Annotated in this window: 14 protein-coding genes; 11 read left to right on the top strand and 3 right to left on the bottom strand. The window is 32.7% G+C overall.

All coding sequences use genetic code 11. The features are described from left to right. Window positions 1-20: 20 nt before the first annotated feature. Window positions 21-836, bottom strand: a complete 816-nt coding sequence (locus tag BUC29_RS04755) for a 2,3,4,5-tetrahydropyridine-2,6-dicarboxylate N-succinyltransferase (protein WP_073413881.1) — start codon at window positions 834-836, stop codon at window positions 21-23. Between the two features lie 262 nt (window positions 837-1098). Here BUC29_RS04755 and BUC29_RS04760 point away from each other — a divergent pair, with 262 nt between their 5' ends. From BUC29_RS04760 to BUC29_RS04775, 4 genes are all read left to right on the top strand, one after another. Further along, window positions 1099-1725 (top strand): PAS domain-containing protein, encoded by a 627-nt coding sequence (locus BUC29_RS04760; RefSeq protein WP_073413883.1) that lies wholly within the window; start codon window positions 1099-1101, stop codon window positions 1723-1725. Window positions 1726-1863: 138 nt separating this feature from the next. Beyond that, complete coding sequence (gene ruvX / locus BUC29_RS04765; RefSeq protein WP_073413885.1) at window positions 1864-2280, top strand: Holliday junction resolvase RuvX; 417 nt, start codon at window positions 1864-1866, stop codon at window positions 2278-2280. 125 nt (window positions 2281-2405) lie between these two features. Continuing rightward, complete coding sequence (locus BUC29_RS04770) at window positions 2406-3899, top strand: malate:quinone oxidoreductase (protein ID WP_073413887.1); 1494 nt, start codon at window positions 2406-2408, stop codon at window positions 3897-3899. A gap of 81 nt (window positions 3900-3980) precedes the next feature. Continuing rightward, entirely contained in the window at window positions 3981-4553 is a 573-nt protein-coding gene (locus tag BUC29_RS04775) for a cysteine hydrolase family protein (RefSeq protein ID WP_073413889.1), read from the top strand. Between the two features lie 24 nt (window positions 4554-4577). On the opposite strand, the gene BUC29_RS04780 is transcribed toward BUC29_RS04775, so the two are convergent. Beyond that, complete coding sequence (locus BUC29_RS04780) at window positions 4578-6800, bottom strand: FUSC family protein (protein WP_073413891.1); 2223 nt, start codon at window positions 6798-6800, stop codon at window positions 4578-4580. A gap of 199 nt (window positions 6801-6999) precedes the next feature. On the opposite strand from BUC29_RS04780, the gene def reads away from it, so the two are divergent. From def to mazG, 3 genes are all read left to right on the top strand, one after another. Next, window positions 7000-7590: a peptide deformylase gene (gene def / locus BUC29_RS04785; RefSeq protein ID WP_073413893.1), complete on the top strand. Its 591-nt coding sequence runs from the start codon at window positions 7000-7002 to the stop codon at window positions 7588-7590. 58 nt (window positions 7591-7648) lie between these two features. After that, on the top strand, window positions 7649-8152 hold the full coding sequence (locus BUC29_RS04790) for a DUF5606 family protein (protein ID WP_073413895.1): 504 nt from the start codon (window positions 7649-7651) through the stop codon (window positions 8150-8152). 102 nt (window positions 8153-8254) lie between these two features. Further along, entirely contained in the window at window positions 8255-9025 is a 771-nt protein-coding gene (gene mazG, locus BUC29_RS04795; protein WP_073413898.1) for a nucleoside triphosphate pyrophosphohydrolase, read from the top strand. A gap of 1 nt (window position 9026) precedes the next feature. On the opposite strand, the gene BUC29_RS04800 is transcribed toward mazG, so the two are convergent. After that, on the bottom strand, window positions 9027-9707 hold the full coding sequence (locus tag BUC29_RS04800; protein ID WP_073413900.1) for a Crp/Fnr family transcriptional regulator: 681 nt from the start codon (window positions 9705-9707) through the stop codon (window positions 9027-9029). Window positions 9708-9907: 200 nt separating this feature from the next. Between BUC29_RS04800 and BUC29_RS04805 the strand changes: the two genes are divergently transcribed. The 4 genes from BUC29_RS04805 to BUC29_RS04820 all read left to right on the top strand — a co-directional run bounded on the left by BUC29_RS04805 (window position 9908) and on the right by BUC29_RS04820 (window position 14993). Next, window positions 9908-12295, top strand: coding sequence for a heavy metal translocating P-type ATPase (locus BUC29_RS04805; protein WP_073413902.1), 2388 nt, complete (start codon window positions 9908-9910; stop codon window positions 12293-12295). A 114-nt stretch (window positions 12296-12409) separates the two neighbouring features. Beyond that, on the top strand, window positions 12410-12601 hold the full coding sequence (gene ccoS / locus BUC29_RS04810; protein WP_073413904.1) for a cbb3-type cytochrome oxidase assembly protein CcoS: 192 nt from the start codon (window positions 12410-12412) through the stop codon (window positions 12599-12601). A 3-nt stretch (window positions 12602-12604) separates the two neighbouring features. Then, window positions 12605-14791 (top strand): cytochrome-c oxidase, cbb3-type subunit I, encoded by a 2187-nt coding sequence (ccoN, locus tag BUC29_RS04815; RefSeq protein ID WP_073413906.1) that lies wholly within the window; start codon window positions 12605-12607, stop codon window positions 14789-14791. A 7-nt stretch (window positions 14792-14798) separates the two neighbouring features. Further along, a complete protein-coding gene (locus tag BUC29_RS04820; protein ID WP_073413908.1) occupies window positions 14799-14993 on the top strand; it encodes a CcoQ/FixQ family Cbb3-type cytochrome c oxidase assembly chaperone in 195 nt (64 codons plus the stop codon). The last annotated feature ends 1 nt before the right edge of the window (window position 14994 follow it).

Raw genomic sequence — 14994 nt, forward strand, 5'->3', positions numbered from 1 at the left:
TTAATTTATTACTTTTTAAATTACACAGCAACGTCGTACTCGCGAAGTGCATTGTTTAAAGAAGTTTTTAAATCTGTAGATGGTTTACGAGTTCCAATGATTAAGGCACAAGGAACTTGGTATTCTCCGGCAGCAAATTTCTTAGTGTAGCTTCCTGGAATAACTACAGAACGTGCAGGAACAAAACCTTTTATTTCAACTGGTTCGTCGCCAGTAACATCAATGATTTTTGTTGAAGCAGTCAAACAAACATTAGCACCAAGAACAGCTTCTTTGCCAACGTGAACTCCTTCTACAACAATACAACGAGAACCAATAAAAGCACCGTCTTCGATAATTACCGGAGCAGCCTGTAATGGTTCTAAAACACCGCCAATTCCAACACCACCACTTAAGTGAACATTTTTACCAATTTGTGCACAGCTTCCAACAGTTGCCCAAGTGTCAACCATAGTTCCTTCGTCAACATAAGCACCGATGTTTACATAACTTGGCATCAAAATAACACCACTGGAAATATATGCTCCGTAACGTGCAACAGCATTTGGTACTACACGAATTCCTTTTTCAGCATAATTTCTTTTTAGTAACATTTTATCGTGATATTCGAAAATACCCGATTCCCATGTTTCCATTTTTTGAATTGGGAAATACATTACAACTGCTTTTTTTACCCATTCGTTTACCTGCCACTTGTCACCAACTGGTTCTGCAACACGTAATTTTCCGGCGTCAACTAATTCGATAACTTCTCTAATAGCATCAGTTGTAGTTTTTTCTTGTAGTAAAGCTCTGTTTTCCCAAGCTTGTTCAATTATAGTCTGTAAAGAATTCATAGTTTAAATTTTTGGCAAAGATAAGGTATTTGTAGAAATGCAAAAAAGTAAAGAGACTTGAAAGTGTTATAAATATAACTTTTTGTTTTTAATTTGATAAATAAAATCTTAATTGAAAAAATCAGCCACTAAAAGTTTTTTTTATATCAAAATATGACAAATATCAGATTTTGAACTTTTTCTTCCCTCTACTTTTGTCGAATTAATTCTGAAGAACTCGGAATTAAATAATCCAATCCAAAACATATTAAATTGACAAAACATGAATCAAGAAAACCAACTCCGAACTCCAGTTACAGTTATTGATAAAGAAGTTACGTGGGATAAAACTCAGGTAATTATGAGTAAAACAAATGCTTTTGGTATTATCGAATATGCCAACGAAGTTTTTGTTGATGTTTGTGGTTACGAAGATTACGAATTAATGGGACAGCCACATAATATTATCCGTCATCCGGATATGCCAAAAGTTATTTTTAAAGTACTTTGGGAAAATCTGAAAAACGGAAAAAACTTTCATGCAATAGTAAAAAACCTCGCAAAATCAGGAAGATACTATTGGGTAATTACAGATTTTGATATTGCAAGAGATGAAAATGGTGTTATTGTAAATTATTTTGGAAGAAGACAATCTGTGCCACAAGAAGTTATTGCTATGCATATCGAACCTTTGTACAAAAAACTGCTCCAAATTGAAGCCGCAAGTGGAGTTGAATTCAGTGAAAAATATTTGATAGGTTTCTTAGAAGAAAAAAACAGAAGTTATGTTGAATATATTAAGGAACTGATTTATGAACATGAAAAAAATCAGGCAAAGTTTGCTAATTATGAAGAAGAACAAGGAGAAGAAGAACACAGAGGTTTTTTTAGCAGATTGTTTAATAGATAAATAAGAATAATTTTTTAGTTGTTAAATATTTAGGTTCGGGTCCGTTTTGAATTATTCAGGGCGGGCCTTTTGGGTTTTAAATATCAAATTCTCTTTAAGTTTTACAGATTTCCTTGTTATCTTTGATAAAAAATTAAAATGCCAAGAATCCTCTCCATAGATTACGGACAAAAACGTACAGGAATTGCAGTTACTGATGAAATGCAGATTATTGCATCAGGATTAACCACAATTCCAACCCATACTTTAATTGACTTTCTAAAAGATTATTTTGCAAAAGAAAAAGTAGAAGCCGTTTTAATTGGCGAACCGAAACAAATGAATGGACAGCCATCAGAAAGTGCATCTGTAATTAATGGTTTTGTAACTCATTTTTCAAATATTTTTCCTGAAATGAAAGTTATTCGTGTTGACGAACGTTTTACTTCAAAAATAGCTTTTCAAACCGTGATTGACAGCGGACTTAGTAAAAAACAGCGCCAAAATAAAGGGCTGATTGATGAAATTTCTGCCACAATTATGCTTCAGGATTATCTTTCATCCAGACGTTTTTAAGTTTATTTCGGATTAATTTTTCTTTTTTAGAAAAAATTATAATTTCCTAACTTTTATCATATAAAAATTAGTTTTTTTTTGCGATTGAAAAAAGTACCTTTGCATTTTAAAAACAAATTACTGTTATGCCTGACAATACAATACGTTCCAATAGTGAAGTAGTGCTTATTGGAGCTGGAATTATGAGTGCAACTCTAGGATTAATTTTGAAAGAGCTGCAGCCTGATATAAAAATTGAAATTTATGAAAGATTAGATGTGGCAGCAGCAGAAAGCTCAGATGCCTGGAATAATGCAGGAACCGGACACTCTGCCTTTTGTGAATTAAATTATACTCCTGAAAAAGCGGATGGAAGTATTGATCCAAAAAAAGCAATCAGTATAGCAGAATCTTTTGAAATTTCACGCCAGTTCTGGTCATATCTTGTACAGGAAAATAAAGTTCCTTCTCCGGAAAATTTTATTAAAAGTGTTCCTCACATGAGTTTTGTTTGGGGAGATAAAAATGTCGAATATTTAAAAAAGAGATTTGAAGCTCTGCAAAGCAATCCTATTTTTGCAGATATGACATTTAGTACTGATTTTAATCAGCTGAAAGAATGGATGCCCCTTGTTATGGAAGGCAGAGATGAAGGAGAGAAGCTTGCCGCTACACATATGGAAATTGGTACCGATGTTAATTTTGGAGCCTTAACCAGAAGCATGTTTAATTATCTTGAAAAACTTGACGGTGTAACTTTATATTTTAATCACGAGGTTAAAAAATTAAGACAACGTGAGGATAAATCATGGAGAATTAAGATTACAGATTTATCGACAGGTCAAAAAAGAAAAGCATATACAAAATTTGTATTTATTGGAGCTGGCGGTGGTTCATTACCATTATTAGAAAAAGCAGGCGTACCTGAGGGTCATGGTTATGGTGGTTTCCCTGTTAGCGGACAATGGCTGAAATGTACAAACCCGGAAGTTATTGCAAAACATCAGGCTAAAGTTTACGGAAAAGCGAGCGTTGGAGCTCCTCCAATGTCTGTTCCGCATATTGATACACGTGTGATTGATGGAGAGAAAGCGCTTCTTTTTGGGCCTTTTGCCGGATTTTCAACACGTTTCTTAAAAAATGGTTCTTATTTAGATTTACCATTATCGATTAAAGCAAATAACTTAATTCCGATGCTTTCTGCCGGATTTCACAATATTCCATTAACGAAATATTTAATTGAGCAGGTTCGTCAGTCTCCAAAAGACAGAATAAAAGCGCTTCGTGAATATCTGCCAACAGCACGTTCTAAAGACTGGAAATTAGAAAAAGCCGGACAGCGTGTTCAGGTTATTAAAAAAGGTGAAAATGGTGGTGGAGTTCTTGAATTTGGGACAGAAGTAATCAACACTCACGATGGAACTTTAGCAGTATTATTAGGAGCTTCTCCTGGAGCATCAACTGCTGTAGCGATTATGATTGATTTAATAAGCAGATGTTTTACAAACCAGATTAAAACGCCGGAATGGGAAGCTAAAATGAAAAAAATGATTCCGTCTTATGGTAAAACTCTAAACGATAAACCAGAGTTATTAGCAGAAATGAGAAAACACACCGCTGAAGTTTTAAAAATTAAATAATTCAAATTTCGAATGTAATATAAAACCAAAGGACTTAGTTTATAATTAACTAGGTCCTTTTTTAATTATAATAAAAACAATATGATATTTTCAAAAACAGACAAACCGGCTTTAATTTTAATTGATATTCAGAAAGGATTTGATAATATTGATTATTGGGGAGGAGAAAGAAATAATCCGAATGCAGAAGAAAATGCAGCTGAAATTTTAAAACTGTGGAGAGAAAATGGTTTTCCGATATTTCATATTCAGCATTGTTCTTCCAATCCAAATTCATTGTTGAATGAAAATAATTCGGGAAATGAATTTAAGGATTTGGTTAAACCAAATGAAGATGAAACCGTTATAAAGAAAAACGTAAACAGTGCTTTTATTGGAACAAATTTAAAAGAACAGTTAGATCAGGCAAAAATTAAAACACTTGTAATTTTAGGTTTAACAACAGATCATTGTGTTTCGACAACGACAAGAATGGCAGGAAATTTTGGTTATGAAGTATTTGTAGTTTCTGATGCAACGGCAACATTTAATAAAAAAGGTGTTGACGGACAAAATTTCTCAGCAGAATTAATTCATGATACTGCGCTTGCCAGCTTAAATGAAGAATTTGCAAGTGTTGTAACAACCAGTTTTATAAAACAAAATCTACTTTAATTATGTAATTAAGAATTAAAAGTTTTAATCAATTTTTACAGCTTTTAATTCTTTCGTTATTTTTAAAATTTTCTCAGCAAGATTACTCATCCAGATCAATTGTTCTATAACCATTGAAGCTTCCTGCATTTTTGCCTGACGAGTTTCTTTATCTAATTCATCATCAGAAGCAAGACGTGAAAAGTTTTTACGTTTAAGTTCTTCAAACTGTAGTGTAACATCTTCTTTATCAAAAAAAGTATCAGTTATAATCGTTTCATTTCTTAAAATAGAAACAGAATGTTCTAAGTTTAATAAAATAGTTTTTATAATATAATTGAACGAATCTGAAGCTGCTGTTGTTTGATGCGATTGAATGTAAGTCGATAAAGAAGCTAAAGCCGATAAAAGTGAATGATTTAAAACTACCAATTTATTGACTAAAGGCATTGTTTTTTGCTTCGATTTAGGTTCCTGCATCATACGCTGAAAAGAAGTCATTAAATTTCCTATTTCAACAAAAGCATTTTTCCTGGCCAGCCTGTAAGAAGTTGGCACTTCGCCTTTTTTATTATAAAAATCGGCAATTTCTTTAAGGTAATTTTTATTTGCCCTAATTGAATTTTCTATGTGAATTGGCGTATTTATAAATTCCCACGCCGGCCATAAAAATTGATTGGCAATAAAAGCCAGAGTAGCTCCGGCAAGCGAATCTAATATTCTAAACTGGATAACCTCGACTACATTTGGTGTTAAAATTCCGTAAATAAAAACTACATACATCGTAACAAATGTTGCACTTACTTTATAATTGATCTGCGTAAATGAAATTCCCAAAAGCATACAGACAATCGAGAAAATACTCAAAGCAACGTGATTTTGAACCACAGAAACAATTCCAAATGCTAAAAGTCCTCCTAAAATAGTTCCGAAAATTCTGTTGTAAGATCTTTCTTTAGTTAAACCGTAGCCAGGACGCATGATTACGACAATTGTCAACAAAATCCAGTAAACGTTTTGAAACGGAAGAAATTTTCCAATAATAAAACCTATCAAAATTGTAATCGTTAATCGAAGCGAATGCCTGAATATAGACGATGAATAACTTAAATTTTCAATCAAAGTTCCAATAGGATAATATTGCGGGGTTAAAAATTTCTCTAATTCTTTATCTTTATCCTTCAGCTTATAAGACTGCATGGCAAGAGACAAAGCACGTTGAATAGTTTTAATTTTTCCAACCTGATTTTTAGCATATTTCAGCATATTGGTAAGCATCAAAACACCTTCTGCAGCTTCTTCTTTTCCTAAACTTTTTTCATAATCAAAAATGGCAAACTCCAGAGCATCCAACTCATTTTTTAAATCATTTTTATCTACATAAACGGCAATATGATGTACGTTTTTTGATAATTTTTTAAGAGTAGAAGCAAGTTTATAAGCCACATTTTGATATGTACGTAATACTTCTGGATGTTTGGCAAATTTTTCATGAAGTTTACTATGATCAAAAGAAGTGTATAATGCCAGTTCCTGAATCTCAACTAAAGTTATAAAAACCAAAAGCATTTTTCGGTTCTGGCTTGTAGTTCCCGATGTATTTTGATTGCCAATAAGCATTTTGCGTAAATCTTCATGAATTAAATTAAGATCAACTTGTATTGCTAATTGTTTTTCGATAATTTTTTCCCTATTTGCTTCCGGACTCCATAAATCGCCTCTTAATTTTAAATATTTTGCGGTTAGTTTTATTCCTTCCGCAATTTGTAATTCTACATATTTATAGGGCTGCACAAAATGGAAAACCAGCGAAACGATCAGATATAAAATTCCTCCAATGAAAATAAACCCGGAATATTGAAATGCTTCCCAGCCTGTATGCAAATGTCCAAATGATAACGAAATGGATAATAAAGCAGAAAACGATACTAAAGTAGCGCGCTGTCCATAAACCGAAATCATGGAACATAAAAATAATAAAAACCCTAAAAACGGATAAAACAAAAATGGGAAAGGATAAGCAAGATTTACCAGTAAATTTACACCCGAAACTATTAAAGAAGCAACGATTAGCCCTTTTATCTTATGACTTAAAGAACTTGCAATATCGCTGGGATATGTATAAAAAGCACCAAGCGCAATAGTGAAACCAATTTCAAAATGACCTAAAAAATTCAAAATCAAAACTGGTACAACCGAAGCAATGGTAACTTTTGATGCATTTAAAAAAGAAGTACTGTTTGTGAATTTTGAGATTCGATCAAGCATATCAAAGGGTTTATTAACAAAGTTAAGAATTGTACGAAATATTTTGGCATAATTATAGCTGAGTTTTTAAAAGCATATAAAAATTATGTTATAATGTGGCTTTAGAACTAATCGTTGACTATTTTTTATTATTTTTGCCAGCTGAATTATGATAAACCAATTTAGGGTTTTCGTTCTATAAAACATTAAATAAATACAAATGATTTTACCAATTGTAGGATATGGTGATCCTGTTTTAAGAAAAGTAGGAACGGCAATTACGCCAGATTATCCAAACTTAAAAGAAACAATAGCAAACATGTATGAAACCATGTATAATGCTTTAGGAGTTGGTCTGGCTGCACCGCAGGTAGGCTTGCCAATTCGCATATTTGTTATTGATACAACTCCTTTTAGTGATGATGATGATCTGCCTGAAGATGAACAGAAAGATTTAAAAGGTTTTAAAAGAACTTTTATCAATGCTAAAATCGTTAAAGAAGAAGGTGAGGAGTGGAGTTTTAATGAAGGATGCCTGAGTATTCCTGACGTTCGTGAGGATGTGTACAGAAAACCAATCGTTACCATTGAATATTGTGAAGAAGACTTTATAATGAAAACCGAAGTTTTTGACGGATTGATTGCACGAGTTATTCAACACGAATACGACCATATCGAAGGGATTTTATTTACAGATAAAATATCTTCTTTGAAAAAGCGTTTGATTCAAAAGAAATTAAAAAACATAACCGAAGGCAAGACTTTTCAGGAGTACAGAATGAAATTTGCTGCTGCTAAAAAAGGCAGATAACAGTTCTTAAAGAACATTTACAAAAGACAAAAAATTCTTAATACTAATTTTAATAAACATGAATTTAGACAAAATTTTAGCCATTTCTGGGAAACCAGGTTTATATGTATTGAAAGTGCAGACTCGTACAGGTTTTGTGGCAGAATCATTATTAGACGGAAAAAAAATTACAGTTAACTTAAAAAGTAATGTAAGTTTACTATCAGAAATTTCAATTTATACACACGAAGGAGAAAAACCATTGACTGAAGTTATGCAGAAAATTGCAACTAAAGAAAACAAAGGTCAGGCAATCTCTCATAAAGAAGATAATGCAACTTTAAGTGCTTATTTTAAAGAAATTTTACCGGAATATGATGAAGAAAGAGTTTATCCTTCAGATATTAAAAAAGTATTAAACTGGTATAACACACTTCAAACTAAAGGTTTAGTTACTGATTTAGCTCCAGCAGCTGCTGAAACTCCGGAAGAAGCGCCAGTTGCTGCAGAAAAACCTAAGAAAGCACCAGCGGCTAAAAAAGCACCGGCTGCAAAAAAGGCTTCAGCTAAAAAAGAAGAGTAGTAATTGTCTACATTCAAAATATATTAATCCTGTTAAGATGTTTTCTTGACAGGATTTTTTACTTTTACACTATCTGGTCAAAATCCAAAAAATAATTCCAAAATGAGCAAAGAACTTCAGCTTAAAGCCTTCGAAAGATTATTAATTATAATGGATGAATTGCGTGAGCAATGTCCGTGGGATAAAAAACAGACCCTGCAGACATTGAGACACTTAACCATTGAAGAAACTTATGAACTAGGTGATGCAATTCTTGATAATGATTTAAACGAAGTAAAAAAAGAACTTGGAGATTTATTATTGCACATTGTTTTTTATGCAAAAATAGGATCTGAAACCAACGATTTTGATATTGCAGATGTCTGCAACGAAATCTGTGATAAGCTAATTCACCGTCATCCTCATATATATTCTGATACAGTAGTAAAAGATGAAGAAGAGGTAAAACAAAACTGGGAAAAACTAAAATTAAAGGAAGGTAAAAAATCTGTTCTTGAAGGAGTTCCGAGAAGTTTACCGGCACTGGTAAAAGCAAGTCGAATTCAGGACAAAGTAAAAGGCGTTGGTTTTGATTGGGAAGAACCGCACCAGGTTTGGGATAAAGTTCAGGAAGAACTAGAAGAACTTCAGGCAGAAGTTAAAGTTGGAGATCAGGATAAAATTGAAGCCGAATTTGGAGATGTTTTATTCTCAATGATAAATTATGCCCGATTTTTAAATGTAAATCCAGAAGATGCATTAGAACGCACTAATAAAAAATTTATTAAGCGTTTTCAATATTTAGAAAGCAAAGCCAATGAATTAGGAAAACCTTTAATGGATATGACGCTGGCAGAAATGGATGTTTTTTGGAACGAAGCAAAAAAGCAATAGTTTATTCAGCCATTCGTTTTAAAGCTTTTACATTTTTAAGCATAATTTTTTTTCCCACTAACTCAATTAATTCAAGCTTATTAAAATCAGATAATAAACGAATACAGCTTTCAGTAGCAGTTCCAATTATTCCGGCAAGTTCTTCTCTTGTAAGCTGTACTTTTAATGTTTTGTCTGGATTTTCACCAAACTCTTCATGCAGATGCAGTAAAGTTTCGGCAAGACGCTGTTTTACTGTTTTTTGAACTAAGGCGATTTTATCATTTTCAGATTCTTTTAAATCTTCACAAACAGACTGCATCAAGTTCAAAGAAAACTGATTATTGTTATTAAAGAAATGAATGATTTCACTTTTAGGAATAAAGCAGACTTCCATATCAGCAATAGCTTTTGCAGATAAGTTAGCTGGTTCATTGCTAATCATAGAACGCTGTCCTAAGAGTTCGCCCGATTTTACAAGCTTAACGATTTGATCTTTTCCGTTGGCACTTAATTTAGAAAGTTTACCAACTCCGTCTTTCACACAAAAAACACCGTTAGTAACTTCGCCCTCTTCAAAAATAGCTTCACCTTTTTTAATGGTGTAGGTAGTTTTGCTATTAGCCAATTTTACAACTTCATCTTTATTTAGGGCTTTTAAAGAAGAAAGCTGACGAACAATACATTGATCACATTTATTCATGGCAAGAGTAATTTGAGGCAAAATTAGTGAATTATTGCGGTTAAAAAGTACTCTTTATGTCTAAAAAATAACTAAAAAAGCCATTATTGTACTTTGATAATTTTAATTTCATTAAATTAGAATTGATTTTATTTAACATGATAAATATCATATTTAAAATCACCGCTTATTTGGAATTTTGCTAATTAAAAAAACAAATTATGAGCGAGCAGAGTTGTTTTCATTGCGGGTTAAACATTCCTAAAAATGAAGAAATCAATTTTGATGAGAAAAAATTTTGTTGCACAGGCTGTAAAACCGTTTATGAAATTTTTAGTCTTAATGATTTAATCTGCTATTATGATTTTGAAAAATCGCCTGGAGCAACCCCACAGGATATTCAGGGAAAATATGACTTCTTAGACAATGAAACAATTCTGGCAAAAATTCTTGAATTTCAAGAAGGAAATACTTCTATAGTATCATTAAATATTCCGCATATTCATTGTAGTTCATGTATTTGGATTCTGGAAAACCTCAACCGTTTGCAACCCGGAATCAGCACATCACAAGTTAATTTTCCGCAAAAAAGAGTTCGAATTACCTTCAATTCCGATGCTGTCTCTTTAAAATCAATTGTTTATTTATTAAGTTCAATTGGTTATGAACCTTATATAAGTTTAGAAAATTATGAAACAGGAAAAAATAAAGTAGACAGAAGCCTTACTTACAAAATAGGAGTTGCTTTTTTCTGTTTCGGAAACATCATGCTCTTGTCATTTCCTGAATATTTCGAAATAAAAGAATTTTGGTTAGATAGCTACAAACCGTTCTTTAGAATTTTGATTTTTCTTTTGGCTTTGCCAAGTTTTTTATATTCTGCAAGCGGTTATTATGTTTCTGCATATCACAGTATTAAAACCAAAATGTTAAACATAGATATTCCAATTGCTTTAGGAATCATCGTAATGTTTATTCGCAGTACTTATGATATGTTAATGGATCATGGACCGGGATTTTTTGATAGTTTAGTCAGTTTGGTTTTCTTTATGCTCTTAGGAAAAATGTTTCAAACCAAAACATATAGTTTTTTGAGTTTTGAAAGAGATTTTAAATCTTATTTCCCAATTGCCGTAACAAGAATCAATCAGGATTTATCAGAAGAAAGCGTGCCAATTTACGATGTTCTTAAAGGTAATCGTTTGTTAATCAGGAATCAGGAATTAATTCCAGTTGATGGAATTTTGATTAGCGAACAAGCCGAAATCGATTATAGTTTTGTTACCGGAGAAGCTGTTCCAATTACCAAAAAATCAGGAGATAAAGTTTTTGCAGGAGGAAAGCAAATTGGAAAAGTAATCGAAATGGAAGTATTGCATTCTGTTTCACAAAGTTATCTCACACAATTGTGGAGTAATGAAATTTTTCAGAAAAAAGTAGACCAAAAACACAAAACAATTACCGACGCAATAAGCCGTTACTTTACCCCAATTTTATTGCTTATTGCTTTTGCTGGATTTGGTTATTGGATATTTATTGATGCTAATACAGCATTTAATGTTTTTACTGCAGTTTTAATTGTTGCGTGTCCCTGTGCACTTGCTCTAACAGCTCCATTTACTTTTGGAAATATTCTAAGGATAATGGGAAAACAAAAAATGTACCTAAAAAATGCATTGGTTATAGAACAATTAGCCAAGGTTGATACAGTTGTTTTTGATAAAACCGGAACAATTACAACCAATAAAAAATCTAATATTACATACGAAGGAATTAACTTTTCAGACGAAAATTTTGCCTTAATAAAAAGTGTTCTAAGAGGATCAAACCATCCTTTAAGCCGAATGCTGTATGATTTTTTACCCGATTACAATAGAATTAAAATATTTGATTTTCAAGAAATTACTGGAAAAGGTATTTTGGCTTTCGCCGAAGGAAAAGAAATAAAAATTGGTTCTTCATCATTTGTAGAAAGTCCGGTTTTAGATTCATCAGAAATAGAAAAAACTTCGCTTCATATTAAAATTGACAATATCTATTACGGAAAATTTGTTTTCCAAAATCAATATCGTGAAGGTTTGCAAAAATTGTTTGCGGCATTGAGTAAAGATTATGATATAAAAGTTCTTTCTGGAGATAATGATGGTGAAAGAGAAAATCTTGAAGCAATACTGCCAAAAGGGACAGAATTGGTTTTTAATCAAAAACCAGAACAGAAATTAGAATTTATAAGAAGACTGCAGCAAACAGGAAAAAACGTTATGATGGTTGGAGACGGTTTAAATGATGCCGGAGCTTTGGCACAAAGCAATGTTGGAGTTTCTGTTTCTGAAAACGTAAATGTGTTTTCTCCGGCGTGCGACGCAATTCTGGATGCAGGCGAGTTTTCAAGATTAAATTACTTCTTAAAACTTTCTCATAAATCAATACAGATTATTAAAATGAGTTTTGGTTTATCACTACTTTATAACGTAGTAGGACTCACATTTGCAGTTACCGGAAATCTGCTCCCTTTAGTCGCTGCGATCATCATGCCGATGAGCACAATTACGATTGTGAGTTTTGTTACTTTTATGTCTAACTACTTAAGTAAGAATAATTTAAAATAATTTTTAATAATTGTAAGATTATTTTTTTTAATTTTAACATTCTTCTACAACCATGATAATTATCATATTTTAAACGCCGACGACCCAGTAATTTTGTTAACATAAATTTACGGTATGAGTGTTATTTATCTTTTAATTTCAGTGAGTATTTTCGTGGCAGTATGCTTCTTTATTGCCTTTATCGCTGCTGTCAAAACAGGCCAGTACGATGACGATTATACACCCTCGGTCAGAATTCTCTTTGACGACGAGACAAAAATTACTTCCCAAAATAATAATTCACCAATTGAAGAAAAACAAGTTTAAATTATGGAAATGGAACAGTTTTATTATGACAACAAAATTGTAAAAAAATTCATTTACGCCACTATTCTTTTTGGAGTTGTGGGTATGTTAGTGGGACTGACCTTAGCGGTTATGTACCTTTTTCCCAATATGACAGACGGGATTTCATGGCTTAGTTATGGTCGTTTAAGGCCATTGCATACAAATGCCGTTATTTTTGCCTTTGTTGGGAATGCTTTTTTTGCAGGAATGTATTATTCAATGCAAAGATTACTAAAAGCAAGAATGTTTAGTGATTTTTTAAGTAATCTGCATTTTTGGGGCTGGCAGCTAATTATTGTCGCTGCTGCAATCACATTACCATTAGGGTATACTTCTTCAAAGGAATATGCTGAACTAGAATGGCCGATTGATATTGCCATAGCGTTAATTTGGGTAGTAATGGGAATCAATATGATAGGTACAATGCTTCGTAGAAGAGAACGACACTTGTATGTAGCTATTTGGTTTTATCTGGCTACGTTTGTTACCGTTGCTGTACTTCATATTTTTAATAATATTGAAATTCCGGTTTCAGGATTAAAAAGTTACTCAGTTTATGCAGGTGTTCAGGATGCATTGGTACAATGGTGGTATGGCCACAATGCAGTTGCTTTTTTCTTAACAACCCCATTCTTAGGGTTAATGTATTACTTTGTTCCTAAAATCGCAAATCGACCAATTTATTCATATAGATTATCCATAATTCACTTTTGGTCATTAATATTTATATATATCTGGGCTGGACCACACCATTTATTATATTCAGCATTGCCAAACTGGGCACAAAATTTAGGTGTTGCATTTTCAGTAATGCTTATTGCTCCATCTTGGGGAGGTATGATCAACGGACTTTTAACTTTAAGAGGTGCTTGGGATAAAGTTCGTGAAGAGCCAGTTTTAAAATTCTTTGTTGTAGCAATTACAGGTTACGGAATGGCGACCTTTGAAGGACCAATGTTATCTCTTAAAAACGTAAATGCTATTGCGCACTACACTGATTGGATCGTAGCTCACGTACACGTAGGAGCTTTGGCCTGGAACGGATTTATGTCATTTGCTATCATTTATTGGTTAATTCCACGAATGACAAAAACGAATTTGTTTTCTAAGAAATTGGCAAATTTCCATTTCTGGATTGGTACTTTAGGTATTATTATTTATACAATTCCGTTATATGTAGCTGGTTTTCAACAAGCCTCAATGTGGAAACAATTTAATCCGGATGGAACTTTAACTTACGGAAACTTCCTTGAAACTGTAACGGCTATTATGCCAATGTATTGGATGAGAGCTATTGGTGGTAGTTTGTACTTAATTGGAATGCTGACATTGGTTTATAATATCATTATGACGGTTAGAGCCGGGGAAACAATTGAAGATGAATTAGCGCAGGCTCCGGCTTTACAAAAAATTAGCAGTAATAGATTAAGCGGAGAAAAATTTCATTCATGGTTAGAAAGAAAACCAATTCAGTTAACTATTCTGGCTACAATTGCTATTCTAATTGGAGGGATTATTCAGATAGTACCAACGATCATGGTAAAATCAAATATCCCAACTATTTCAAGCGTAAAACCATATACACCATTGGAACTTGAAGGACGTGATTTATATATCAGAGAAGGATGCGTAGGGTGTCACTCACAATCAGTTCGTCCTTTCAGAAGTGAAGTTGAACGTTACGGAGTTCAGTCAAAGGCTGGAGAATTTGTTTATGATCATCCATTCTTATGGGGATCAAAACGTACCGGACCAGATTTATTAAGAGTAGGTGGTAAATACAATGACAACTGGCACTTTAACCATATGTGGAATCCTCAAAGTACATCAGCAGGGTCAATTATGCCAGGTTACAAATGGTTATTTGATAATAAACCTTTGGATGTTTCATTGACACAGAAGAAAATGAACGCAATGATTTCGCTTGGAGTTCCTTACTCAAAAGAAGATGTCGAAAATGCACAAAAAACATTAAGGAATCAGGCGCTTAAAATCGAAAAAAGCTTAGAAAATGATCCTGATTATGTAAAAAGTTATGAGGAAAGCCGTAAAAAAGCTGTTGCAAAAGGAGAAAAATTTGTTCCGATGAATGAAAGAGAAATTGTTGCTTTGATTGCTTATATACAAAGACTTGGTACTGATATTAAAGTAAAAGAAACTTCTAAATAACAGCATTATGTTTGAACAAATAAAACACAATATGGAAACGATATCGGGTGTAGAAATTTACCCGATACTTTCCCTCTTGATTTTCTTCTTCTTTTTTGTCGGATTAGGTTTTTGGGTCTTTTCATATAAGAAAGATAAAATTAAGGAAATGAGTAATATACCTTTAGATGAAGGACTTAGTATAATTTCAAAAGATAGATAAA

Source organism: Flavobacterium defluvii (assembly GCF_900129555.1).
Taxonomy (GTDB): Bacteria; Bacteroidota; Bacteroidia; order Flavobacteriales; family Flavobacteriaceae; genus Flavobacterium; species Flavobacterium defluvii.